Annotated in this window: 20 protein-coding genes; 6 read left to right on the top strand and 14 right to left on the bottom strand. The window is 47.7% G+C overall.

The window, feature by feature from the left end; translation table 11 throughout:
• Positions 1-35: 35 nt before the first annotated feature.
• The 3 genes from AC6R03_RS08960 to AC6R03_RS08970 form a co-directional block, all read right to left on the bottom strand.
• Complete coding sequence (locus AC6R03_RS08960; protein WP_500631568.1) at positions 36-1,664, bottom strand: polysaccharide lyase 6 family protein; 1,629 nt, start codon at positions 1,662-1,664, stop codon at positions 36-38.
• A gap of 142 nt (positions 1,665-1,806) precedes the next feature.
• Positions 1,807-3,588 carry a sodium:solute symporter family transporter gene (locus tag AC6R03_RS08965; protein ID WP_500629362.1) on the bottom strand — a complete coding sequence of 594 codons (1,782 nt, stop codon included), beginning with the start codon at positions 3,586-3,588 and terminating at the stop codon, positions 1,807-1,809.
• A 510-nt stretch (positions 3,589-4,098) separates the two neighbouring features.
• The gene (locus AC6R03_RS08970) at positions 4,099-4,239 is read right to left on the bottom strand and encodes a hypothetical protein (RefSeq protein WP_500631567.1); all 141 of its coding nucleotides are present in this window, start codon (positions 4,237-4,239) and stop codon (positions 4,099-4,101) included.
• A gap of 326 nt (positions 4,240-4,565) precedes the next feature.
• Between AC6R03_RS08970 and AC6R03_RS08975 the strand changes: the two genes are divergently transcribed.
• The 4 genes from AC6R03_RS08975 (at position 4,566) to AC6R03_RS08990 (ending at position 9,974) form a co-directional block, all read left to right on the top strand.
• On the top strand, positions 4,566-5,828 hold the full coding sequence (locus AC6R03_RS08975; protein ID WP_500631566.1) for an alginate lyase family protein: 1,263 nt from the start codon (positions 4,566-4,568) through the stop codon (positions 5,826-5,828).
• Between the two features lie 60 nt (positions 5,829-5,888).
• The gene (locus AC6R03_RS08980; RefSeq protein ID WP_500631565.1) at positions 5,889-7,817 is read left to right on the top strand and encodes a methyl-accepting chemotaxis protein; all 1,929 of its coding nucleotides are present in this window, start codon (positions 5,889-5,891) and stop codon (positions 7,815-7,817) included.
• A 328-nt stretch (positions 7,818-8,145) separates the two neighbouring features.
• Entirely contained in the window at positions 8,146-8,862 is a 717-nt protein-coding gene (locus tag AC6R03_RS08985; protein WP_500631564.1) for an oligogalacturonate-specific porin KdgM family protein, read from the top strand.
• Positions 8,863-8,969: 107 nt separating this feature from the next.
• Entirely contained in the window at positions 8,970-9,974 is a 1,005-nt protein-coding gene (locus AC6R03_RS08990; protein WP_500631693.1) for a polysaccharide lyase family 7 protein, read from the top strand.
• A 45-nt stretch (positions 9,975-10,019) separates the two neighbouring features.
• Here the strand turns inward: AC6R03_RS08990 and AC6R03_RS08995 are convergent, their stop codons facing one another.
• The 4 genes from AC6R03_RS08995 to AC6R03_RS09010 form a co-directional block, all read right to left on the bottom strand.
• Complete coding sequence (locus AC6R03_RS08995; RefSeq protein WP_500631563.1) at positions 10,020-10,898, bottom strand: DMT family transporter; 879 nt, start codon at positions 10,896-10,898, stop codon at positions 10,020-10,022.
• A 30-nt stretch (positions 10,899-10,928) separates the two neighbouring features.
• Positions 10,929-11,645 (bottom strand): 3'-5' exonuclease, encoded by a 717-nt coding sequence (locus AC6R03_RS09000; RefSeq protein WP_500626930.1) that lies wholly within the window; start codon positions 11,643-11,645, stop codon positions 10,929-10,931.
• Positions 11,645-13,513, bottom strand: a complete 1,869-nt coding sequence (locus AC6R03_RS09005) for a DUF294 nucleotidyltransferase-like domain-containing protein (RefSeq protein ID WP_500631562.1) — start codon at positions 13,511-13,513, stop codon at positions 11,645-11,647. The genes AC6R03_RS09000 and AC6R03_RS09005 overlap by 1 nt, the downstream gene beginning before the upstream one ends.
• Positions 13,514-13,722: 209 nt before the next feature.
• Entirely contained in the window at positions 13,723-14,442 is a 720-nt protein-coding gene (locus AC6R03_RS09010; RefSeq protein ID WP_500626929.1) for a FadR/GntR family transcriptional regulator, read from the bottom strand.
• A gap of 536 nt (positions 14,443-14,978) precedes the next feature.
• On the opposite strand from AC6R03_RS09010, the gene AC6R03_RS09015 reads away from it, so the two are divergent.
• Positions 14,979-15,689 carry a FadR/GntR family transcriptional regulator gene (locus AC6R03_RS09015; RefSeq protein ID WP_500629356.1) on the top strand — a complete coding sequence of 237 codons (711 nt, stop codon included), beginning with the start codon at positions 14,979-14,981 and terminating at the stop codon, positions 15,687-15,689.
• A gap of 75 nt (positions 15,690-15,764) precedes the next feature.
• Positions 15,765-17,120 (top strand): MATE family efflux transporter, encoded by a 1,356-nt coding sequence (locus AC6R03_RS09020; RefSeq protein WP_500631561.1) that lies wholly within the window; start codon positions 15,765-15,767, stop codon positions 17,118-17,120.
• 23 nt (positions 17,121-17,143) lie between these two features.
• On the opposite strand, the gene AC6R03_RS09025 is transcribed toward AC6R03_RS09020, so the two are convergent.
• The 7 genes from AC6R03_RS09025 to AC6R03_RS09055 form a co-directional block, all read right to left on the bottom strand.
• Positions 17,144-17,875 carry a BUD32 family EKC/KEOPS complex subunit gene (locus AC6R03_RS09025; RefSeq protein WP_500631560.1) on the bottom strand — a complete coding sequence of 244 codons (732 nt, stop codon included), beginning with the start codon at positions 17,873-17,875 and terminating at the stop codon, positions 17,144-17,146.
• 247 nt (positions 17,876-18,122) lie between these two features.
• The gene (locus tag AC6R03_RS09030; RefSeq protein WP_500631559.1) at positions 18,123-19,616 is read right to left on the bottom strand and encodes a tripartite tricarboxylate transporter permease; all 1,494 of its coding nucleotides are present in this window, start codon (positions 19,614-19,616) and stop codon (positions 18,123-18,125) included.
• Positions 19,617-19,625: 9 nt separating this feature from the next.
• Positions 19,626-20,069, bottom strand: a complete 444-nt coding sequence (locus tag AC6R03_RS09035; RefSeq protein WP_500631558.1) for a tripartite tricarboxylate transporter TctB family protein — start codon at positions 20,067-20,069, stop codon at positions 19,626-19,628.
• 65 nt (positions 20,070-20,134) lie between these two features.
• Positions 20,135-21,061 (bottom strand): tripartite tricarboxylate transporter substrate binding protein, encoded by a 927-nt coding sequence (locus AC6R03_RS09040; RefSeq protein WP_334550603.1) that lies wholly within the window; start codon positions 21,059-21,061, stop codon positions 20,135-20,137.
• Positions 21,062-21,084: 23 nt separating this feature from the next.
• Complete coding sequence (locus tag AC6R03_RS09045; RefSeq protein WP_500628437.1) at positions 21,085-21,561, bottom strand: hypothetical protein; 477 nt, start codon at positions 21,559-21,561, stop codon at positions 21,085-21,087.
• A 338-nt stretch (positions 21,562-21,899) separates the two neighbouring features.
• Complete coding sequence (locus AC6R03_RS09050; protein WP_500631557.1) at positions 21,900-24,053, bottom strand: heparinase II/III domain-containing protein; 2,154 nt, start codon at positions 24,051-24,053, stop codon at positions 21,900-21,902.
• A gap of 22 nt (positions 24,054-24,075) precedes the next feature.
• Positions 24,076-26,241, bottom strand: coding sequence for a heparinase II/III domain-containing protein (locus AC6R03_RS09055; protein ID WP_500631692.1), 2,166 nt, complete (start codon positions 26,239-26,241; stop codon positions 24,076-24,078).
• Positions 26,242-26,446 lie beyond the last annotated feature (205 nt).

Below are 26,446 nucleotides of genomic sequence, written 5' to 3' on the forward strand. Positions count from 1 at the left end.
GGCGCAGCTTGTTTGCTTGAGTGTCTCAATATGGGTTACTTGAGTTTTACCGCATTGATGAGTCGATAGCTCGGTCCTGCGACCTCAGCGGTGATCACGCTCAGCGATTCGACGTTCGCACCTGCACCTTCGTAGGCATAAAAACCACCAATTTGTGTTTTGCTTGGTAGCGTCGCACTGTAATCATTGATCTGTTCTTTAGCCGTGACTGTACCGGCGTAGAATTCATTGTGATAGGTTGCGTTGACCAGTGGGTGTTCATCAGTCGCTCGTACACTAACAAATTCTGGATTGCGCGTATTGTCTACCACGTTTGAGTCGAAGTCGACATCTACGCCTGTGTAGATAGTATCGACGACGTCATTGTTAAACAGGCTCACGCGGTGCGTTTGATTGCCGTAGACAATGCCCCACTCAGTATCCACTAAGGTGTTGTGGTGAATCTGAATATTTTTCGGTGTCCACTGCTTGTTGAGCTCTTTCCCTTTGACCGCTTGATCCAGCACTTCACCGTTCGCCACATCAATGATGCCCGTATTGATCACGACACCGCCGCGCAAATCGGCATTGCCCTCTATCAATCCATCACGTCCACGGGTACCTGAGATGTAATTATTGCTGATCACATGGTCTTCGTCATAAATGCGAATGCCGCCAGTCAGCAATTTCTCATTACCGACGATGATGTTGCTGTCGACAGTGTTGGCTTTACCGTGACGCAGCGAGATCAGTGCTGCACTTTCAAAAATGGTATTGCGCGCAATGGTGTTACCACCGGATTTGATGGAAATCAGCTCTCGCTCACCATCCATATTGATCAGCAGGTTATCGACAAACTGAGAATTCGAAGGCCACTGAGACGATTTAGAATCACCAATGCGAATCGCTTCCCAGCTATTGCCGTTGTAGCGAATGGCTTCTTTGATATCCAACTCATTGAACTGATTCTGTTGCTGATCGAGGAAAATGTTATGTGCGATCAGGTGGTTATCCGGCGTGTCGTCTTTTTGAACGCCGATTAACGTGCCACGCTTTTGCTTACCTTCAAATTGGTTGTTGATGACTTTACCGTCTTTGCCCCACAGTGATAACCATAGGTACTTCGGGTACTCAGAGCGACGTTCATCTGGCTCATACGCGTAATCATGGTTGAAGTAGTAGAAGGTTGAGTTTTGCAAGGTATTGCGATCGCCCATCATACGCACTGCACCAAAGCGCTCGGCTGGACCACCCTCTGTAAAGACCAGGCCATCAAGAGTGATGTCGTCGCCTTCAAGGACAAATTGCACTAAGCCTGTAAGCCACGCGCTACCTGCTTGCTCTGCGTTGATGGTGATATTGTTGGCAGAAATCGTGACGACACCAAGATCTGCATATTTGCCAGCAGGTAGAGTGACAGTGTCACCATCTGCTGCATTTTCCAGTTGGGCTTTGAGTTTCGCGGTCTCTTGCGCTGAATGTTCAATCAACGCACTGCCGTCAACGATATCGAGTCTCGTTGTTGAAAGAAGGTAGTCTCGGGTCAGTGTATGTGCAGAGATATCCGCCGTGGCGGGTGTGGGTGCATCTAGGGCTAGCTCATTTGATTGTGTGGTCGTGCATGCTGTCAAAGTAACAACAGAAAGAGAGGTGGCAATCACGCCCGCCAGTAGAGTTTTTTTCATTGTTGAACTCGTCTACTTAGGTAAGGAAACATACTCAAAGCGTCTTATGTGATGGAGCAAAATGGGGGTGACACAAAACGCCTTGAGTATGTAAGGCGGCCGAAGCCGCCTTGATTAAGAGAGTTACGCCGAAAGAGAGCGTTTATGCTGTCGCAGATTTTGACTCTTTTTTGTCTTCAATGCTCTGATCGACCGCTTTGACCAGCAGTAGACCAACACCCATGACAATGGCGCCGCAGAGAATAAAGATGAAGCGTCCCCATAGCGGGTTAGGCAGTAAGAACATCGCCATCACACCCACACCCGCTACTGCGATAAGAGAACCCAGCATACGACGTTGTTTGTTGTCGAGTTTCTTCTGTTCCGTTGACTCAGAAACTAGTGGTGTTGCCAAGTTTTCGAAGAATTTGTCGACGTTCTTCTGGCGCTCTTCAGAAAGAGGCTTGTAGAACAGGGTAGTGAGGATAAAGAAGCCGCCTGTAAACACTAGGTGTCCAATCAGACCAATCGCCACTTTCAAGTCAGACCATTCACGACCTGTTAGTGGTTCAAGGTTGAACCAGTTTGCGACCATTTCTGCATTGATCACAAAGCCCACGTAGTAAGAGACGATAGCACCGACAACCAGCGTACCCCAGCCAGCCCAGTCCGGAGTTTTCTTGATAAAGAAGCCAAGGAAAGCAGGGATGGTCATTGGGAAGCCAATCAAAGCACCTACGTACATCATGGTATCAAACAGGCTCAAACCTTTGAGTGAGTTGATAAATAGTGCAACGAGAATGATCGCAATACCGAAGAAGGTAGAAGTCAGTTTCGATACAAGCACCAACTCTTTCTCTGTCGCGTCTTTACGCAAAATCGGTTGGTAGAAGTTCTTAACGAAAATACCAGAGTTGCGGTTGAGGCCAGAGTCCATGGATGACATGGTCGCAGCGAACATCGCCGCAATCAGTAGACCAACCATACCTGCTGGCATGTACTCTTGGACAAAGTAAAGGTAAGCAAAGTCACCCGCTTTCTTGCCTGCTTCAGGGTATTGCATCGCTAGGTCGACACCTTGACCGGCAATAAACCAAGACGGCATGAACCAAATCAGTGGACCCATTGTCATCAAAATGCACGCCAGTAGAGCGGCTTTCTTCGCATTTTTGGAGTCTTTTGCCGCCAAGTAGCGGTAAGAGTTCAACATGTTGTTGGTGATGCTAAACTGCTTGAAGAAGATAAAGAATGCCCAGATACCAAAGATGCTTAGGTAGTTGAGGTTGTTACCTGAAACAAACGACGCGCCTTCTTGTACCGGGAAGTTGCTAACGATCTCACTCACGCCGCCACCTTGGATAACCGCTACAACCGCACACGTCACGGTCACAGCCATAATGATCACCATCTGCATGAAGTCAGAGGCAATTACCGCCCAAGAGCCGCCGGTGACCGACATCACCAATACAACCAGACCAGTAATAATAATGGTGGTGGTCATATCAAAGCCGAAAATACCAGAAGCAATGATCGCTAGGCCGTTTAGCCAAATACCGGCTGAAATAACGCTGTTTGGCATACCAGACCAAGTAAAGACTTGCTCGTTGAAGTTACCAAAACGCATGCGAATCGCTTCAATGACCGTAACAACGCGAAGTTGGCGGAATTTCGGTGCAAAGTAGAGGTAGTTCATCAAGTAGCCAAACGCGTTGGCAAGGAAGATAACGGCTACCGCAAAACCGTCTGCGTAGGCTTTACCCGCTGCACCGGTGAAGGTCCATGCACTGAACTGCGTCATAAACGCTGTTGCACCAACCATCCACCACAACATACTGCCGCCCCCGCGGAAGTAGTCACTGGTATTACTGGTAAAGGTTCTGAACATCCAACCTATTGCAATCAAGAATAGGAAATAGATGCCGACAATAATTGTATTGAGTTCCATCTTTTGACCTTTGTAATGTTATGTAATGTCACCTCACTATGTTATCTAGCTCTTTGTTTATTTGTACTACAATAACTCAAAAATGTGACCAATGATCGAAGAGTGATGGATTAATAAATAATACAAGTGATCGAGATCGAATCTCTAAATATTCAATAATCTCGGGAGAGTAGGGGATTGCTCGAGTGGGATGAAATTAAAACAGCGTTTTAATTTCCTAATTTAAGTTAGGGGAGAGAAGAGGATAAAAAAACGCCCACATATTGCCTGTAATATGTGGGCGCAAACGGTATGGGTACCGTCTGGATAATCACCATCGTCGTTACACTTAAACCAGTGATACACACCAAGACGCAAAGACGGAACGGGGGTGAGCGATGTCCTGTCTTTTGAGCCGTGATTGCAGCACCAGATCTTCGAGCGTTTAAGCTGCCGGAGCGAGGCTGTGTCCAGAAAATATTATTGTTAATTAGGTTGGGAGCGAACTTAAAACTCACTTCGCTGCTTGTTTCACTGAGTGGAGAGCATCGACAATGCCAATAACACCTTCGAAACAAACAGCAATAATACGGTTGCGACCATCAACACACGTGCACTTAATACCAGCGTTCCAATCACACTTGCTTTGAGCATGGTGGTCAAAGTTTGCATTGTTTGTTCGCTATTCCTGCCTTAATGCGTTGTTCAGCCGTCTTTTTTGCTAACTGTTCAACATCCAACGCTGCGTATAGTAATGTATGACTATTAAAAATGAAACTGTTTTTTATAAAAATCAAATCAAGCGCACATTTTGTATTCGGTGACGATTCGCCACTTCTTGTCATCACCCAGTACAATCAGTCACTTAGCAAAATCAAAGCTCAAATGATGATGGCTCTGTCACTGCTTTGTTACCAAAATCGGAAATGAATCACAGAAACATTTCATTTCCTTGTTAGTATTTTAATACTACAAATAAACAAAAAACAAGGAAAAACATGAAATTTAATGTGAAACCTCTACGTCTTGCCGCTATCCTGTCGGCGGCTCTGTTAAGCGGCCAAGCGTTGTCAGCGAATTTTGTCTTTTTGGATCAGGATGTCATCGAAAAAAATCGCGCCGTTCTCCATTCCCAAGAGGCACCGGATTCGATGAAAGTGGCTTATCAACGTCTGCTGGAAGAAGCGGAATTTGCGATGCAAGACGGACCTTTCTCAGTCGTCGATAAGGGAATGACACCGCCAAGTGGCAGCAAGAATGACTACTTGAGCATTAGCCCATATTGGTGGCCAGATGACACTAAAGCTGATGGACTACCTTGGATACGCCATGATGGCAAAACCAACCCTGCGTCGAAAACCAATGAGACAGACTCAAGACGAATTGGCCACTTTACCCGCTCGGTTAGAGCGCTGGCGCTGGCTTACTACTTCAGTCAAGAAGAGCAATATGCTCAAAAGGCAATCGAATACATTCGCACTTGGTATATCGATCCTAAGACCAAGATGAACCCCAATGTGAATTTTGGTCAGGGTGTCCCGGGGCGCGCGGAAGGACGCCGAAGTGGAATTATTGATACACGCACCTTGGCCGATCGCATGCTCGATGCCATCGCGATTGTTTCGACATCGTCTGCTTGGACCGAAGGCGATGAGCAAAGCATTCAACAGTGGTACAGCAATTACTTAGATTGGCTCATCGTTGATGATTTGGCAGGTGGGCCAAAGGGTGAAGCTTACGCACCGAACAATCATGGTACTTGGTATGACTACCAAGTCGGTGGTATCGCCTACTTCTTAGGCAATGAAGCACTGACGAAACAGATGGTGCAAAAAGGTAAGATGCGCGTCGACACCCAATTTGACGCCGATGGTTCACAGCCGCACGAAATCTCTCGCACGCGTGCTTATCACTATCACTATTTTAGTCTCGATCCTTTGGTTGGCTTGGCCCAACTTGGCGATAAAGTCGGGATTGATTTGTGGCACTATCAAAACGACAAGGGCGGTTCATTAGTTAAGGGCATTCAACTGATGGCCAATTACCACGATCCCGCCGCCCCTTGGCCTTACACCGCCAAAGACAATCCTCGGCGTGTTGAGCGCATGACCCCTCTTTACCTCAAAGGTGGCATCGCCACGGGTAACCAGGAATGGGTCAACCTCGCCAAGCAAACTAACTTTGATGCCTATACGGTCAAGAAAAATCTTGCCGAAGTCTGGGCTCAACGGGACATTGAGTTGCTTTACCAACCTTACTAGTCATGTTTCGGCCTCTAATCGAGGCCTTTTTGTTGTCTATTCATTATACGGTGCATCTTCATGTATAAACGATTAAAACTCGGCTTTAAAGCCAAACTTATGCTGACCGTCTTGACCACGGCGGCGGGTTCATTGTTGGTGACTCACTACCTGTCTTATCTTCAACTTAGTGAGCAGGTTGAACGTCGAATTGTCGCAGATATCCACACTGCACTTGATAAAAAGGTGGATGAACTCGAATCGAACATTGAAAGAACGATCGATACGGTGGTTGCTTTAGCAAAAGAGTACGAAAGCGGTTATGTCGAAGACATTCGTAACGAAAAATTGGTCTATCTTGCGTATCAACTCGGTGGTATCGAGAAAATAATGGTGGGTTTTGATGATGGTCGTTCATTCACATCAAGGCCATCTGAAGAATCATTTCCGAATGGGATTGGTATCAAAAGTAAGTACGATCCAACTGCCAGACCTTGGTACAAGGAAGCCAAGAAAAAACGTGGACTCGGCTTTAGTGACGTGTTTTTCACAAAAAGTGACCGAAGTCCGATGATAGGTGTAACTTATACGTTAGATAATGGCGTGATTTTGGGAGACATCCGTTTCTCTGGTATCACCCAACAATTGACCGATCTTGAACGTGTCAATGGAGCACGAGCGTTGGTTGTGGATCAAAAAGGGTTGATTATTGCGTCGACGATTGATGGCGTCGCGGCACAAACCTCAATAGCAGACAGTGAAATCGCGCCATACTTAGAAGGCTTGAAGAGCACATCACAAAATGGGGCATTTGTGCCGGCGGTGCTAGGAGATACTCAAGCTCTTATGTTTGCTACCTCCATTGACGTGGGGCAACATTCGCAGTGGCAACTTATCGCGGTGATGGATAAGGCAATCGCGCTCTCAGAACTTAGTTCAGCAAGTCGACACTCCTTCCTGACTATGCTCGCTGCCTTGTTGGTCACTATGTTTATCGTTTTAGTGTTGCTTCATCACATCTATCGACCCATCACGGACTTGAAAGTGTTGGTTAAAGACCTTTCCAGAGGAGAAGGCGATCTCACACAAAGACTCGATGTCAGAGCCCACGGTGATCTAGAAGAAATAGCCGACGGTTTTAATACGTTCATTTGCAATATTCAAAGTATGTTGCAAGAGCTCAGAAGTGCTACGCGTTCTTTGTCTAAGAGTACCTCTGAAATTGAGCAAAGCTGTCAATTGTCCCACTCGGTGTTACATACCCATTCTGGTGAAACGACCCAAATTGTGACAGCGGTGGATGAGCTCGCACAAACGTCAAAAGTCGTCGAGCAGCATTCGGAATCGGCGGCGGCGACAGCCAATCAAGCGACGAAGTTGAGTGATGAATCCAAAGCGATCAACAGCGAAACTCGCACCCACATTGAAGAACTCGAAAAGTTGATTGGCAGTACGTTTCAAGATATCAACGAAATGGCGAACGAGGCTCAAAGTATCCAATCGATTGTAACAGTGATTGGCGGCATCGCGGAACAAACCAACTTGTTGGCATTAAATGCGTCTATCGAAGCGGCCCGAGCCGGAGAACATGGGCGAGGTTTTGCCGTTGTTGCTGACGAAGTTCGTGCGTTAGCTAACCGCACGCAAACGAGCACGTCGGAGATTGATTTTGCGTTAACCAAGCTAAGTCATAAATCGAGTAGCCTGGTTCTGTCGATTGAACAAACCAAAGAGCAATGTTTAGCCACGCGTTTAGAGATCGAACACGCAGTGGATATGCTTCACAAGCTAGATAATGAAATAGACATCATTAACCAATTTAATAGTCAAATTTCCCATTCTTCCAGCGAGCAAAATACGGTTATTCAGTCTGTGAATGTTAATATTCACAAGATCAATGATCTTGTGAATGAGCTAAACACCATCAGTGAAAAGCAAGTCAGCGAAGCGAGCAACATCCAGAACTTAAATGGTGAGGTAGACACGTTAATCGCGAGATTTAAGATCTAAATCTTCCATCATATCGACTGGCCTACTCTCTTTTCTTAGTCGAGAGTAGGCGACTTCTTTTCCAAGTCAAAGATAATCTATCTCATTTGCTATTTTGTAGTATTTAAATTTTATCTTTAGTGTGCGATTAGTGTGATGTATTTAAGCGCTTAAGTGCATACAAATAACTTATGAAATTCATTAACTTTATAACCTGATATTTAACTAACTAATTAACTCGACGCACATTGTTATGTTTCGATCTTTAATCGAGAAATGGATCACGGAATATTTTATCTTTCTGATAAATAATATTGTCATACATAAACACAATATAGAAAGGTCGAAAATGAACAACATGAAAAAAACAGCTGTATTAGTGAGTTCACTACTTTGTACTACCCTTGTCTCTGCTGCTTCTCTCGATTTTCGGGAGGAATATAAACATGGCGGAGAACAATGGGCGGGGCGCGTGCTAATTGGTGGCAATTCTGGAAGCCACAATTTTAGTGTTGAAATGAAACACTCCGGACATTTAGGTGAGTTACAGCGCGGTGATAGCGAGTTTGTCTACAGCTATAACTTTGACCTTGCCGATGGTTGGCGATTGCAGCCAGGTATGCCAGTGACATTCGGTAGTAACAATGTCACGTATAAACCTCAGCTAAGAATCCAAAAGAAATTTGATAATGGTGTAACGGCTAAGTTTCGTTACCGCCATGAATTTCGAAATTATTCGAGTGGGAATACATCGACAGGACGTGATGGCGAAAAACACGACTCTCTTAACGCAAGTAAATTAACTGGTAACCTCGAATACACATGGAATCAAATACAACTGGGTTTTGAAGCTAACTACAAAGAAGACTTTTTTAGCAAAGAATGGAAAGTTGGAAACAAAGACGGCGAGTACGAGTGGGATTATAACTTGAAAGTCGGTTACAAGATTCAAAACTCAGACTGGCGTCCTTATGTAGAGTTTGGCAATGTTCAGTGCAACAGTGCGTGTGATGACAAGACTGATCGTCAGTTGCGAAGCCGTGTAGGCATCACTTATAAATTCTAACAACCCTGATGAGTCGACCAAGTGCGGCTTGGTCGACTCATCAGAGTCAATAATTGTCGAGAGATATTGTCATGAAAAATACAAACCTCAATCTCATTGTTGTGGGTATGTTGCTCGCATCTGCTTCTTCTACACTGTCCGCTGAATCAGCTTTACCAGCTTCGACGAGCTCTGAATTAGTATCTTCAATGGTGCAGTCCCTGGATCCTCAAGCAAAACCAGGGCAAAACTTCGACTTGAGTAACTGGAAAATCACCTTACCGATGACGGAAGAAGAGGGGAGCCGAAAAGGAAAAGCGGCAGAAATCCAGAAAGATAAGCTATCGGATTATGAGCATTCAGAATGGTTCTATACCGATAAAGAAACTGGCGCTATGGTGTTTAAAGCGCCCAACACAGCGCCAACCACACCTAACAGTAAAAATGCGCGCAGTGAGTTAAGAGCGATGCTAGCTGATCATTACGGGGAGCCTAAAAACAACTTCGTCGTCGCATCGCATCCTCAAGCCGAGGAGTATGGCTCAATTGGGGGGCGTTTGAAGGCGACTTTAGCTGTGGACTGGGTGAGTACCAGTGGTGATTATAAAAAGAATGGTGCATTTGCGACTGTGATTGGGCAGATTCATGGCTCAAAGAATGAGCCACTAAAAATCATTTACCGAAAATTACCGGAACACAACCTGGGTTCACTCAGTTGGAACTACGAACTGAATCCACCGCTTGAGCAGCAAAAATCAAAACTGCGCAAAGACATTCGACATGATGTCTTTGGTCAGCACAACCTGCGTCAAGGTGATTCAGAGCCACGCGATGGCATTGCGCTCAATGAAGTCTTTTCTTATGAAGTGATTGTCGAAGGTGACATGATGACGCTCAACTTTGTCAAATCCCCGGGACTAGACAATGAAGAGACGAAAAGCGTCACCATCGATTTGACCGCAGGTCAGTACCAAGGGCATGAAATCGACCAGGGCTACGGCACCGACTGGATGTACTTTAAGGCGGGATCTTACAACCAGTGTAATACCGGTTCGTCTGGCTGCGCTTATGGTGGCCCAGACTCAGAAGACTATGCGCAGGTACGATTTTATGAGCTAGTTCTCGACCAGTAATCGATAAAAAGAGGTGGTCTTCCCACCTCTTTTTATACTCCATATCTAAACCGCTAAATCAACGTCTCTTCTCTTTCCTCTTATCCACCGTTTCCAACGTATTGGCATCATAGGAACAATAATCAGTATTATGCCTAGCGCTGTGAAAAAATCAGGGATTTCATCGAACCACATCACGCCAAACAGAGTGACAAAGGCAAGGCCAGAGTATTCGGCGAGCGCGATTTGGCTGGCGGGGGCTCGGCGAAAGGCTTGTACAACAAGGGCATGATAGCTTAGCACAAACAGGTTGATCGCTACAATCCAGCCTACGTGGTGCCATTCGATAGGTTGCCACTCAAGGTAGGCAATGACGGCGCCAATGGGCAGAGTCATCAAGGTGGTCCAAAACAGAGTGCACACCAAGGGCTGATTTTGAGGCATACGTCTGATGAGAATGTTACCCACCCCCATGGCGAGCGCACTGCCTAGCGCGATGATGGCCGCCCAGTGAAAGTGCTCCGGGCGCAAGACAATCAAAACACCAATAAAGCCCAGTAGCGTGGCAAAAATTTTGCCCGCGGAAGGGCGCTCTCCCAAAAATACGATGGAAAGCGGCAACACTAACAGTGGCCCAACGTAGAAAATCGCATTCGCGGTCGCCAAGGGCAGGTGAGTAATGGCCACCATGGCACATGCGCTTCCCAATAAAATCAATTGTGCGCGCCAAAAGGTAATGCCATCACAGCCCATTCGACGGCGCTGCTTGGGGAGTGACCACCAAAAGGGCAGTAGCAGAGTGAGGCTAATCAATTGACGGAGGAAGACATATTGAAATGTCGGGACTTCACCATTGAGGATTTTTAACGATACATCAGACAGTGAAGCGAGTAAGTTTGCGCCAACCAGCAGGAAGATGGCGAACGAGACATCATTTTTTTTCATACAGTGTGTTTAAGGTGCGGGAAAACCGAGTTAATGACTGAGTTTATACAACTGGCTCAGCGTCACCGTCTTGTGGGAAGCGATGCGTTTTTTCTGCGCCAATAAAAGTTCTGCCGTGGCGACCGCATCCGTGAGGGCGTTGTGGGCGAAATATTCGGGTAGTTGATAGCGTTGTCGTGTGGCTGAGAGCGACACGTCGATCTCTTCGTGGTGATTGATCGCTTTTGCCATCTTCTTTTCGATACACAAGGTGTCGAGCCAGGTGAGAGGAAAAGCGTTCAGGCCAAATGATTTAGATAAGTAACGATTGATGAAATTGCTTTCTACCATACAACCGTGCGCGACGAGTATTTTGCCGTGTGCGGCTTCAAAGAAGGTGTTCATCGCATCATGAATCGAAATGCCATCTTCAAGCATTTGTGGCGTAATGTGGTTGATGACTGCTGTCTCGGCTTTGATTTGCGAACGGCTATTAACATAGTAGTGGTGCGCCGAGGTCATATCGATAGACTCGGCGGAGAGCGTGACCCAACCAATCGACAAAATTCTATCTACTTCACTGTCTAAGCCCGTCGTCTCAAGGTCGACAACCAAATAGTCGTAGTCACTTGCAAGCGTCGACAAATTGAGTTCAGGTTGTTTCACCAACGGGTAAAACACATCGGCGAGACGAACATTCGCAAGGTAATGCTCGCGCGCTTTAATGTGATGGGACAGCGGATGGAAATAGCGATTAAAGAGCTGAATCATCGTGAGCCAAACCTTATCTTCGCCCCGTCTTGTAGCTCAGAAACGATACGGAACGCATCTTTTAGGTGATTGCGCTCGAAGCTACCGAAGCTGTCGGGGTTAATGTGGTTGTCTGCTATCTCACCGCGTTTGAGCGCTTCCACTTGATGGCTAAAGCGAAATGAGAGAATAAACTGATAGGCACGCAAGATGTTCTTATACGAATCTTCACTCATGATGCCTTTTTCAAATGCGGCTTTAAAACGCTCGTCGGTTGCAGAGACATCAGACTCCACCGCTAAACCATAGATTCGTGCCAAATCAATGATCAAGTTGATGGCGTATTTCTTAATATTGAGTGTTTTCTTGTTCTCGCCAGATTTTTCTAAAACGAGCTTGTTAAAGATGCCGAGTGGTGGGTTGGTTTGCACCGAATCATTGACGAGGATACTCAAGAAAGCATGGTTATCACGGATGTTGCGATGCAACTCATCACGGAGGATCTGCTCAAACTCTTTGTTGCCGTAGACGGAGCGAATCTCTAAGAACACGCTGATATTCAGCAGCCGCTCATATTCTGGATTCGCGACCCACTTTTTGTAGTAGTGCTTCCAAACGCTCAGCGGCTGGCACCATTTGGGCGTCGCGGCCATGTACTTGCCAGGGCATAAGGGGTAACCACAGCTCGCTAATCCATTGGAGACCATCATCGCCATGTGTTTAAAGTAGATTTTATCACTGTCGGTGGCGTCGTCGGCGAGAACGATCGCACTGTCTTGATCCGACAGCATGTGAACTTCATTACGTGCATGAGACCCGGCCACCAACCAAGAGAACTCACACGGCGGCGGTCCCAATTTGTCGATAGCAATTTGAATCAAACGGCGCGTATAGGCATCCATGATCATTGTCATGACTTTACCGATCACTTCTGGTGCGACATGGCCCTCGACCAGAGCTTCGAAAATTGCTTGTCTTTCCGGTGTGTAACTGGCCAATGTCTTGATACTGCCTGAGTATTTAATCTTTTCAATCAAGAAGATGGCTTGCACGCGGTGGTTTTGCACCAAGTGGGTGGTGGTAAGCAAACCGACCACTTTGTTGCCTTTGACCAAAGGCAGGTTACGGATGTTGAACTGCATCATCATAGAGGCAGCGTGCATCACAAGATCATCTGGGCTGATGGTCAGCGGCGACAGTGTCATGACTTTGGAAATCGGCTCATCGGTGCTGACGTCCTGTGCGATGACGCGTTTGGTCATGTCACGGTCCGTGATGAGACCTACAATTTTTTCGTCCTCGTAGATCACCGCACACGGCGAGCGTTTGATCAGCATCTCTTTGGCAACTTTCTTGATGGAATCTTTAGCATCACCAATCGCAACGCGACCACTGGCAACCTCAGAGACCTTCTTGATAAAGATGCCTTTCTCTTTGTTTGACCACACCACATCTAATGCAGATTTAAGCCGCACTTGAGCTTGGGAAGCAAAGTGCTCTGCGCATTCAGGGTGTGCCTTAAACAGAGCCTTCAGGGCTGAGTGAGGCACGATGTAGAGCAGGGTGTTTTCTAGCGCAATCGCTTTGTAGCCTTTATCGCTGTTACTATCGACATCTTTTGAGAGGAAGGTAAAACCAAAAATATCTTCAGCTTCGAGCTTGGCGCGCAAGACGCCATCTTTTTTACGTTGCTCCATTGAGCCGGTGCGGATCATGTAGAGGGATTTTTCTTTGCCCTCCTTACATAGATCCACGGTGTCTCCTTTGCACAAATAGGTAATCTGAACATTCCCAGCCAATTCACGAACAGCGGTTTTAGGCAGCTTATCAAAAGGGTCAATTTGCGCGATAAATTGGACAATATTGGGCAGTAAAGATTCGGTCATGAGCGATGTGAGTCAACGAGTCAAAATGAATTGTCTTATGATAGCCCCTATTGTTGGGTGAAGTCCAAATTTAAGTCAGATTTTGCCGAAATTTTGGGAGGTTAGGCGAGATAGAAGTGCGCTAGGCTTGCAGTAAGTTGGATGATTTGTGTTGAAAATGACAAAGCCCTCGCATCGGCGAGGGCTTTGAGTTTGATATGTGCTAGTGATCAGTTCACTGCTGCGAGGCGGTGCTTCGAATCTTGCAGGTGAACGATAGACGCTTGACGCGCTTTGTCTGGGTTGCCCGCCATGATCGCATCGTAGATGTGGCGGTGCTCATTGATGCAAGTGCTGCCTTCCTCTGACGAGTGCGCAATAAAGTTGACAAACATGGTGGTCAGAATGTTACCAAAAGGCAGGTAGAAATCATTACCGGTTGCGTTGAAGATCAGGCTGTGGAATCGCGTATCCACTTCCATCCAGCGCTCTTGGTCAAACACGTCAGCTTCGGCAATCTCAACCATCTGTTGGAAGGTCTCAGAAAGTTCAATGCGCTCATCAGCCGACGCATGGATGGCGGCAAGTGCGCACGCTTCGGGTTCAATGGCACGGCGCAGACCCAAGAACTGTGAGCAGAACTGGTCAGTGTCTGTTAGTCCATCCATCCACTCAATCAGTTGAGGGTCGAGGAAGTTCCAGTAGGCACGATTGACCACTCTGGTTCCGACTTTAGGTCGTGACTCAAGCATGCCTTTCGAGGTCAGCAATTTGACGGCTTCGCGCAGGGCAGTGCGGCTGATGCCAAATTGTTCACATAATTCCATCTCACCAGGGAGAATAGAGCCTTGTGCCAATTTGCCAGATAAAATGCCTCGAGCGATTTCTCTCGCGACTTGTACGTGCAGGCTACGTTTTGAACCTGCGATTGAGTTAAAAGCTCCAGTCATCATATTGCTACTTCTTCGACCTGTTTCAATTAAAAATATAAGTATTATTTAAGCCTAAATATAGCACTCTTCTCACCGTTGACCAACCATTGCTTTTGCAAAGCGCGATTGACTCACACTCTTTGTGCCATAAAGGCTCGCGCGATCACTCAAAAGGCTCAATCTAGCACGTAGAGAGGGTCGATTTGTGTCTGTTTTTTGCGCCTTTTTGTGACTAAATGCGTGTTAAATCGGCGCATTATTTCTTGAGTTTGAACTGGTTCACAAATATTAAATGAAACAAGGGTTTATTTTGTTTGGTGATTATTTTGCTGAGAAATTAAGTTGTTAAAAATTGATATTATTGTATTATTAATGGTGTTTGGTGTGTTTTTCTCTCCACGCAATCCTTCGTCTGACCCAAAAGCCGACGCTGACTGGCTTTTTATAATTCAAGCGTTCTTCTCGCTGAGAGTGTTTCGATTATATCATTGTGTCTGTGCTCACTATGGCCTTGTCGTGAACCTGGTCATCATTGGGTGCATCGGGAGTACTGTATGGCGACATTTACCTCAGTCGAGGATTCAAGCCGTAAAATTCACGTTCAAGTCGCGCGGCAGATCGCTCGGCGCATTTTATCGGGGGGATTGCAGCCTCTGGAAAAGTTGCCTTGTGAGCTGGAGATGTGTGACATTTTTGGTGTCAGTCGAACCTCATTACGTGAGTCGATCAAACTTTTGTCCGCCAAAGGACTTATTGAGTCCAAACCCCGGGTAGGAACGCGAGTTCAAGGGCGTAATAATTGGCATTTTCTTGACCCTCAGTTGATGGAATGGATCCAAGATTTAGAGGATAATCAACGTTTTCTTGCGCAGTTCCTCGGACTGAGAAAAGCGATTGAGCCAGAAGCGTGCGCCCTTGCCGCGAAACATGCCTCGGTCGCTCAGCGTAAAGATCTGTCTATTGTGTTTCAGCGCATGACCTTTGCGGCACAGAGCCACAACATGGCGCAGTGGACAGAAAACGATCACTTATTTCACCAACTGATTTTTCAGTCAACAGGTAATCAGTTTTTCTTGCCGTTTAGCAATATCCTCTCCACTATCTTCCGCGAGTTTATTGATGAGTCGGCAGAAGGCGGACGGTTTTGTTTAGCCGAGCACCAACGCATTTACGATGCGATCATGGCAGGAAAATCGGATGCGGCGCGTCTCGCCTCTCAAACGCTACTGAATGATGAGAACCAGCGTTTAGCGCAAGTCGTTTGAAAAAGAATCACCCCAATAACGTCGCTTCGGTGACGTTTTTTCGTTTGTTTAAGCATTGGAAATTGAGTCGTCACCATGACCCTTAACCCTTACGTTCGCAAAAACCTATCGCTTGCTTGGCCCTTAGCACTCAATGCATTGCTGATGCAATCCATGTTGATGATCGACACCTTGTTGGTGTCACCGCTTGGTGAGATATCGCTAGCGGCGATGGGGATCGCGTTTACCATCGTCTCTTTCTTGCTCGGGATTCAAATCTCTCTTGCCAATGGCTCGCAATTGGTGCTCAGTCGCGCGTTTGGCTCTGGTCAAGAGAGTGCGCTGAATAAGGGCTTCTGGGCGGCGATTTTGATTAATGGCTGTATTGCTGTGCTGTTTTTAGCCTTGTTGACGCTCGCAGACAGTGCGCTTATTAGTGCGCTGACCAATGATGACCTTTTAAAGCAAGAAACCGCGCGTTACTTATCGGTGGCGAAGTACATTGTGGTCATCAACGCGGCGACGCAGGTGATGATTGCCCTCTTTAACGCACTGGGGAAAACCAAGTTGCCGTTTAAAGGGTACTTACTTGAAGCGCCCATTAATGTCGCGGTTTCATACGCGATGATTCACGGTATGGGGTCATGGCAAGGCGTTGGGGTACAAGGGGCGGCAATCGGAAGCTTGGTGGCGATTACTGTTCGGCTGCTGTTTCTCGTCCTTTGCTTACAGCGCAGTCATGTGCGTCTCTCGCTGCGCACCTTGGATGCGTCATTGCGGCGCAACGCTATCAACCACTTTAAAGAGATCTTTCCCGTGGCGGCTAATGTCACTATGCTGATGACGGGCGCAACACTGTACATGCTGACTTTTTCGCAGTTGCCGCTTTATTCCTACGTGGCGATCACCATTATTATGCCTTGGGTTAAGGCGGGTAATCAGTTCATCACGGCGTGGGCCGTCTCATCGGCCATTACCATTAGCCAAGCGATTGGTTCTAAGCAGCTGGATGACTTACGCAAGAACGTCGATGTCAGTATTGATGTCGCGGTGACCATCTCGGCATTGTCTTGCTTGGCCTTTTTAGGATTAAGCTTTCTGTTGCCCCATTTGTATTCCAATTTGGACCCCGACACCTACCTTGCACTGGCGGTGATTGCACCTTTGTATATATTCCTTCCGATTGTGCGGGGCTATAACACCGTGCATGGGCAGGTTTTGCGTGCTTTGGGTAAAACCACTGAGGTTTTTAAGATCAACTTTACGGGGCAATGGGTGATTGCGCTGCCGCTGTGCGCTGGCATCGTACTGTGGCTAGAAGGCAGTATTTTCTGGGCGTTTGCTGTGATGCCACTTGAAGAAATCGTCAAAGCGTGGCCGTTTAGACGCTTAGCCAGACGTTCTTTGGATGAGTTTGATGCAGAAAAAGCCAAGCAATTGATGTATGACTAGAGCGCTTCTAGATGATGAGTGCACTAACGAAGTGCGCGGCTCAACAGGCGCTCAAGTAGTAAAAGCTGGCGTGACAATCGGTTCGATTTAAACGTCAGCACTAACTTGGCCATCCAGCGATTGTAGGTGAGAAAGCGTGCGACAACGGCTAGGTTGTGCGTACTGCCTTGTCCCACTTGCTGTTGCCACTCAGTAAGGAGCGCCAAACGTGTGGCTTGACTGACTCGCTGTAAACGATAGGAGTCGAGTAAAAGCAAGAGCACATCGCGCGTGCGCAGTGTCTGGCAGGCAGAGAAGCGCGACTCTTCGAAATCAATGTAGGTCACCTGTCCAGCGTCATTGATTAAAATATCCCGCATCGCCGGACGGCCATGAATCATGTCTTGTTGGTGAAACGCAATCAGCCCGCGCATCGCTTTGGTTAAGCGCTGTTTGGGTGAGACAGCATGTGCCTCGGTCAAAGGCTGGCCGGCACACTCGGTAACAAACAACCCGCGACCTTGCATCACGACGCGAGGAACCGGGAGTGACCGTTTTGCCGCCTCAATCAAGTGACTCTGTTCAAGCAAAAAGCGCGTTTTGGTGTCGAAGCCACTGTGTAACTGCCAATTTTGGCTTTTTCCTGACAGCGTCATCAGACGATTGAATAGGCGGTTAATTGGATTACGTTTGTTCTCACCACAGAATTTCATCCAGTAGCGCTTATCGTGTCTTTCCAACTGATAAATAAACGTTTCTCGATGTTTAAAACCCATAACCGTACCTATTTGAACGTGCAGAAATCTTATCAACTAGCAACGCAAATAGAGGAGAAGTATTGATCTAGTTTATGTAATAAGTTAATTAAATCAGTGATTTAATTGGTCTGGAGCGTTGCGCGGTGAGTATAGCAAAATCCGGCGTTGTTGATGACGAATAACGGCTATTCCAACTTGGCATAATGTAACAAACTGTGGTGTGATGACTCCCAAGCAGGCTTGGGAGTCTGGGGAAGGGAAAAGCTTACTGGTGCGCGGATTCGAGTTTGGCTTTCTTTTTCATCTTCATTGTTGAGTAGACAGAGAAGATGGCCAATAAGACAAAGCCAAGGGCGATTGGACGTTCATAGAGGAATGACCAGGAGTTATCGTACATCAGTAGAGCTTTTCGTAAGTTCGTTTCGGCCATAGGGCCAAGAATGATGGCGAGTAAGATCGGTGAGGATGGAATATCAAGCTTACCCAATACAAATCCAAGTAGGCCAAATGCAATCGCAATACCGACATCGAACATCGAGTTATTGATGGCATAGGCACCGACGATCGATAAGAAAATGATGATGGGTATCATTAAAAGCTTCGGCACTTCGATGATGCGACAGAAAAAACGAATGCCAACTAAGCCGACGATGACCATCACTACATTGGCGACCAACATCGAGCTAAACACACCGTAAACGACATCTGGATTTTGCGCAAAGAGCAATGGACCCGGCGTGAGACCTTGCACAATCAAGGCACCGAGTAGCACGGCGGCGACCGCATCGCCGGGTACACCAAGCGTCAATAGGGGGACTAATGCACCGCCGGTAACACCGTTGTTTCCAGCCTCTGCGGCGGCGAGACCTTTCACTGAGCCTTTGCCAAATTCATCAGGATTTTTCGAGACCCGTTTGGCTTCGTTGTAACAAACGAAGGCCGAAATGTCTGCACCCGCACCGGGCACAGAACCGATGGACGTGCCAAGTACGCCGCTTTTCACCGCGGTGGGCATCATCTCTTTTAAATCAGATCGGCTGAGCAATGTGTGGTCGAATTTGGCGATTGAGGCACGTTTCTCATGCAGGAGTTTCTCAATTTGATTGATGGCCTCAGACAGAGCAAACAGACCAATCAGAACCGGAATGACGTTCACGCCACTGTATAAATCCATCACGCCAAAAGTGAATCTGGGTACGCTGCTGATAGGGTCTAAGCCTATCGTAGAGACCAGTAAGCCAATGGTGCCAGCTAACAAGCCTTTAAGAATATTTTGTGCCGAGACACTGGCGATGATGGTTAATCCAAACAGGGCGAGGGCGAAATATTCCGGCGCGTTGAAGCGTAGGGCGAAATTGGCCAATAGGGGCGCGATGGCTATCAAGACTACGGTACTGATCAATCCACCAATAAAGGACGCGACAGCTGAGATACTGAGTGCACGGGCGGCCTGGCCTTTCGCCGCAAGTGTATGCCCATCCAACACCGTCGCTGCGGAAGCGGGTGTACCGGGCGTCTTAAGTAAAATCGCCGCGATAGAGCCGCCGTAAATGCCTCCAATGTAGACGCCGATAAGCATCACCAGTGCCGGAGTGGACTCCATGCCGAAGGTGAAAGGCAGTAAAATGGCGACCCCCATCGTCGCGGTCAATCCTGGTAGGGCGCCAAGTACAATACCGCCGACAACGCCGAAAATCAGCACTGGCAATACTGCTGGGCTAAAAGCCGTCAAGAGGCCGTTAAACAGATGTTCTAACATACGCCCTCCTTAATAGAAGTAGCCGTCGGGCAAAGCAATGTAAAACACCTCGCCAAACAGATAGTAAACAGAAAAGACAAATACCCACGCCACGGCATAAAATACCGGCTTTTTCACTCTAAAGCAGATCAGGTAGAGGGTGAACGCGAGTAAGCTGGCATACAAGTAACCGATCACGCTGATGAGCGCGGCATACGTAATGAGAAAGGCCAAACCGAACCACGCCATTTTGGAGAAAATCGGCGCATCGCTAGACGCAGTGGTTTTGAGCTTGTGTTGAATAATCAGCGCAACGCAGATGACGATTTGCATCATAGCGATTACGCTCGGGAAGAATTGTGCGTTGACGCTCGCATCTTGAAATCTCGGTTGATCAAACTGAGTGATGACTGCAAGAGTCAGTGCGCTCAATACAATCATGAGAGAAGGGAAAATTACATGACGGTTCATCATAGGGACACCTCGATACAGCAAAAAATGGGAGCCTCAAGAGAAGGCTCCCAATAACTCGACGTCGATCAGTTGATGAGTGTGCTCAGTGCTTTGGTATCGTCTTTGACGAACTGAGTAAACTCTTCGGCGTTCATGTTGTGGATGGTCATCGCACCTTTTTCCATGAACTGTTTGAACTCAGCAGATGCCATTGCTTCATCAAAGGCTTTACCTAAGGTCTCAATGATTTCATCTGGCGTGTCTTTTGGCGCGCCAATACCACGCCATGTTCCTGTTACCACATCAACGCCTTGTTCTTTGAGGGTTGGGACATCTGGAATGTACGAGATACGCTCATTAGACATCACGCCGAGCGCTTTAAGCTGACCTGAACGAAGCTGCGCAATCGCTTCTCCTGGCGTAACCATAGTCACGTCGGTGTGGTTACCCAATACGGACGGGATGGCTTCCGCTGCACCGTTGTAAGGAATGGCATTTAACTTGATGCCTTGGTCTTTTTCTAGAGCCATTAGGTAGAAGTTTGGCGCTGCGGTGGAGGCAAACTTCACGACGCCATCGCCTTTTTTGGCTTCGGCAATCAGATCGTTGATGGTGTTGTATGGGCTGTCTTTGTGCACCAACACAACCGCAGGGTCAAGGTTGACCAGACGGATCAATTTAAAATCGCTCGCGTCGTGTTGCATGAGTCCCATTTGAGGTAATGACGCAATTTCGCGTGTAACGACCGTCAGTGTGTAGCCATCGGGACGTTGTTGAGCACCAAAGCTCATGCCTACGGCGCCTGCACCACCAGTACGGTTCATCACGGCAATGTTTTGACCGAGAATATCTTTGGCAGAATTGGCCAAGGTACGACCTACGGCATCCGTACCGCCACCCGCACCAAAGGGAACAACAAGTCGAATGTTTTTGGTCGGATAGTCGGCGGCGATAGCGCTCGCTGACGCCATAATGCCTGCGGTAACCAGTAGAGATTTCAGTAGTTTGCTCATAGTCTTAGACCTTCTCTTCACGTTCAGTTTCGGTAAGTTTGTGTAGGGTTGTTACTTTTATTGTTTTGGTACTCGCTCATGCACAGTTGCTCAAATGCGACGGCTAGCCATCCGCTGATGAGCATGTCGTACCATTGTTCGACGCCGCTGCACGCGACGACGACATCGCCGTATACAAAGGAGCCATAGAACAGCAGATCCTCCGATTGCAGTGATGATGTGTGCAGGGTTTGGTTGACCAGGTTAGGTTGACCGCTGCGCCATGCTTGCTTAGCTTTATTAAGGGCAAATTGGTCAAAAGGGATGGTCCACTCATCTGGAGAGCCCAGTGAGGTTTGGTACAAAATGGCCTCTTCGAAGCTTGCCTCCCAAGGTTTGAGCCTTGGGTCCATGATCACTATGTGTAGCTCCTGGCGATTGGTTCGCTCAAAGAGCTTGTCTATAGCGGGTTTGACAAGTTCGACGGCATCTTTAGCTATGGATACGTGATCCTTCTTCATGGGCATTAATTCCGTGTTACGTCCTAATCACAAACAAATGATATTGTATTATTTTAATGATGAACAACGAGGAGTTGGCCTAGTGTTATTTTGATCACTATCGAGAGTGCCAAACAGTGCTCCAGCTCAGATATTTAAAGGGTTAAAGGGAGGTTTTAGTGATCGCGAGCACGATGAAATCCTCATCATAGTCATGGTTATTTTTGTCATATGATAACTTGTAAATAAAAAGCCGAGCGGGATGCTCGGCTTTTGTCTTAGTTAGATTTTTACATCAATAAGCCCATGTGAGAGAGGGGCGCTCAGTCGGTGGGGCCAACGAGCGAACCGAACACGGTCTAATCAATTTGGGCAAAGGCACCCTGCCATGTGTAGGCGGTACCATTAAATTCAACACTGTGCTCGCCATGTTGTGCCTCTTCATCAAGGTTACAAATGGCGTAGTGGTAGTGATTATCTGATGTTGTATCGATACGAATCACAGTGCCGACTTCGTTGTGACCCACCACGGTCACCGCGCTGACAAAACCACGTGCATTGACGGATTGTTCAAACTCTTCGTTGAAGTAGCCGTGTGTTTCAAGGACGGAGGCAAAGACATGATCTTTTGCACTTTGGCGATGAATCAATGCGGGCTCACTGCGCAGGTTGAAGTCAGGATCGTTGGCGCCGAGACGAGCAAAAATCACTTCGCTGTTAGAATTCGCACTGGTGACTAACGTGTAGTAGCTGTTTTTCACTAGCCAACTGACCAGCGCGCTGCCTTCTACTTTACCTGAGCCTAGGTTCCAAAGGTGCTGATAACCGTCAGAATCGCCAAGCGGCTTGAGTGTGGAGTGTGTGTTGTATTCAAAGTCGGTACGAATGATCTGGCCGCTGTAGTGCACAGGAAGGTCGTACTGGTTCTCCTGCTCGGATTCGATTCGATAGACATCAATCACCAGCGGTTTTTCAAACTCGGGTAACTCGGCAAGTAGGATGCTGCGCTGCATCTGCGTGCCTTCATAGTAATCACGGATACGACCACTCATGCCTTGCAGTTTGGCGTTGTCGATGTTGAAGAAGTGCTTCTCACCAAACTTTGACTCTGCCAGGGCAGTGTTGAAATTGTTCTGCGTTTTCTGATTCACCGTCACGGTGTTGTGGGCGACCGTTTGTTTGCAGTACGACTTGTTCTCCGGGATGTAGCGTCCACCAAACTTAGGCTCGACATTGACCCAGCGACCGTAGCCGTAATCGTGCAGGACCTCTACGCCGCGATTGAATACGCTCAGATGCAAACCATCGTAGTGACCATGATCGAGTGCTGAGTGGTATTGGTGATCAGAGCCGTGTTGCCCAAACCAGATCAACGCCATGGTGTCGTCGTCTTGCGCGTCGCGGTGACGCAAAATACCGAGACCCCCTTTCTCACCTTGTGGGCCGTCGGTAATGTATAAGCTCCCCCAGTTGAATGGCTTGATGTCGCTGGCATTCGCAACCGCATCAGAGAGCGTTTTACCTGAGATGTGTACCCATACGTCCTGTTGGTGGTTGGCCATCGCGAGTAAGGTTTCGTTCTGTTCATAGCGATGGAAGCAAACAGACGTCGCCATCACCACGCCTTCATCATTGATAGAGATGGTTTTTGACGAGTCGTTGCACGCTGGTAAGGTGCCGTCTGGGAACGCGGTTTTGAACACTGCGTAAGACGTCGTCTTAATGACCGAGTTATTGAACTCGTAGATCCCAATCTCTGGCTGACGGCGCTCAATCGCTTCGGCGAACAGGTAAATAGGACGCAGTGAGAAGCGGTGGTAGTAGGGGCCTTCCATGTAGTAGCCATCGGGCGAGAAGAGTTGATCAAGCTGTGCTAAGAAGCCGCCACTGACCTTGTCCAACTTCAGACCATACAGTGCTTTATCAACCGAGGCTTGATCGTTAATGGCATAACCACAAATACCGACCGCAGCCACTGCCCAAAGACCGTGGTTGTGAACGATATCAAAATCATGGCCATAGGTGACAACAAACAAGTCAATCATCTCCTTGAAGAGATCGTTTTCGATCAGCGCCTTTTGCTCATCCGATAGTGTCTGGTAGACACAAGAGTAGGCGCACGATGCGTAGAGCATCCACATGTTTTCATTCAGTGTCTGGTGAAAGATCTTGCCTGGTGGGTTGGTATCTTTACTGACATTGCTCTCAAGCGTTGGGTACACTTTGGCGTAAGCGGTGAGCATATCGACAATGTAGTCACGATACTTATCTTCTTGGGTGATGAGAAACAAACGACCCGCCAAATCCATGTGGATATAGTTCTGCTTGTGACGGTTATGCTCATAACCGCCACCTTCACCATGACCAGGGACTTCAATGCCAACCTGTGTCATATATTGGTCGGTTTTTTTGATGTCGCGCGCCAATGCGCGTCCTAATAGGCTATCCGTGCCAAGTGCTTTACGTAGTTCAGCTGCTTCCTCAACATTCATTAATAGAGGTTGATAGCTCATTATGTTGTCTCCTGACCGATACTTAGTTATTTGGGGTGATGTCTAACGCGTAGGCACCGTTCCAGCTGTAAATGTTTGCATTCTCTGTGTCCGCCACTTGGTGCGGCGTATTCTCAGCCACGTGCTGCTGGTGGCTGACCATCAAGGTAATTTCATGGAGGCGGGTGCGGATCTGCACAACGCTCCCAGCATCGCTATAGGCAACCACTTGGATGGACTCCACTTGGCCTCGAGCATTGACCGACTGTTCAAATTCTTCATTAAAATAGCCGTGCGTTTCAAGCGCAGAGGCAAACACCGCCGACGGGCCTTCACTTCGAAGCAGAAAGGCGGGTTCGCTGCGCAAATTGAAACTAGGGTCATTGGCCCCTGTGCGTGTAAAGATTAGCTTGCTGCTCGGATTTGAACTCGCGCCAACCCAAGTGTAGTAGCTGTGGCCCTGAAGCCAACTGACCAATGCACAATCTGCGACTTCTCCTTCTGCCACGTTCCATAAGTGCTGATAACCGTGGCTATCGCCCAGTGGGCGCAGCTCTTGATGGGTGTAATACTCCACGTTGCTACGAATGATTTGACCTTGATATTGGTGTGTGTAGTCGTAACTGTGCAGCGTATTGGCTTGGTCCGGTTGGTTGTCGATGCGGTACAGGTCAATCAAGAGTGGCGCTTCTAGCTCGTCTAGGCTGAGTAAAAAGACACTGCGCTGCATGTCGCAACCATCCACATGCTCGTTGGCGAATGCGCTCATGCCCTTTAGTGTCTCTTGAGTCGCATCGAAAAAGTGTGGCGTCCCGCTGCGAGTGTCTGCGCGTTCGACGTCGAATTGGTTCTGGCACTTTTGATCAACGGTGACCAGATTATGAGCAACGGTTTGGCGAGCATACGATGGGTTTTCGGCTAAGTAGCGTCCACCAAACTTAGGTTCAATGTTGACCCAACGCGCAAAGCCATACTCACGTAGCACTTCTTGACCGCGATTGAATAGGGTGATGCCAAGGGTATCGAAATGGCCATGCCCCATGCCGTGCATGCCATAATTCATCACAAGTTGGGTTACATCGCCACTTGGATCTTGCATGCGGATAAAGCCTTGTGCACCTTGATCGCCATTTGGACCTTCACACAGTTCAACACTTGGCCAGTAGGGTAGACCAATCTCACGCTGCGCCTGAACCTCTTCAAAGGCATTAGAGAGTGCCAAGCCGCAAGGATGCATCCAAACGCCTTGTTGAATTTTCGCCATACCAAGAATGTTATCGTCCAAACCATAATGCGCGCCATAGATGCTCACGGCGACCTGCACGCCGGCATCGTTGATGCTCATGCTTTGTGAGGCGTCATTCAGAGCAGGGAACACACCATTAGGGTAAGCGGTCGCCAACAACGCTTGCACGGTTTTACCGACCACACCATCTTTATAGCGGTAAATATCGACCTCAGGTAGGTGTCGGTGGATGATCTCGGCAAACAGCACTAACGGTCGAATGGTAAAACGAGAGTAGTAAGGCCCTTCAAGGTAATAACCCGATGGGGAGAAGAGGTGCGATACTTGATCTAAAAATCCGCTCGTTGCGTTTCTATCGCGGCCATAGACGGCCATCTCCAAGTACTCAGGTTTATCAATCGCGACGGCGCAGGCACCGACAGCGGCGACTGCCCAGACACCATGATTATGAATATGGTCAAAACGGTGTGCATACTTCTCTGTACTCATTTCAATCATCGGCATAAAGAGGCGATCAATAATGCGCGTTCTTTGCGCTTCACTCATAGTGTGAGAAACACAGGAATAGGCAATGCTGGCAAACAGAAGCCAGCCATGTTCATTAAGGATCTGGTGGAACAATCGCCCAGTCGGGTTGGTATTCTTCTGAACTTGATAATCAAGCGTTAAATAGATATCCGCATAGCCATCGAGTAAATCACGAACAAACGCTGCATATCGCTCATCTTGTGTGACCAGAAACAAGCGTCCAGCAAGGTTCATGTATGTGTAGTTCTGTTTATGGCGATTGTGTTCGTAGCCACCGGCTTCACCGTGACCGGGTACTTCGAGGGGTAAGCGCATAAACGCTTCAAGTTCACGACAGTGTTTGTCGATGGTCTTGCCCATTAAGGTGGGCTGACCCACTTCCTGGCGTAGGAGTGTCAGTTCATCTTGCGTGAATAAGAGCGCGTTCATCGTTATGTCCTCGTCACCTTTGGGTGTAGCAGAGAAATTATTTGCCACATAAAGTAATACAATATTGATTATTATGGTAGGGTAGAGAGGAAAAATGATGAGCGAAATCACTGAATTCGCATTGAGGACCTGAATTAACGGGCCAGAACACAGAGATTTACTCGACGTTTTCTTGTTCGATAATTGATGGTGAAATAGTTGAAACGTAGTT

Source organism: Vibrio sp. R10-SG-ISO4 (assembly GCF_059834135.1).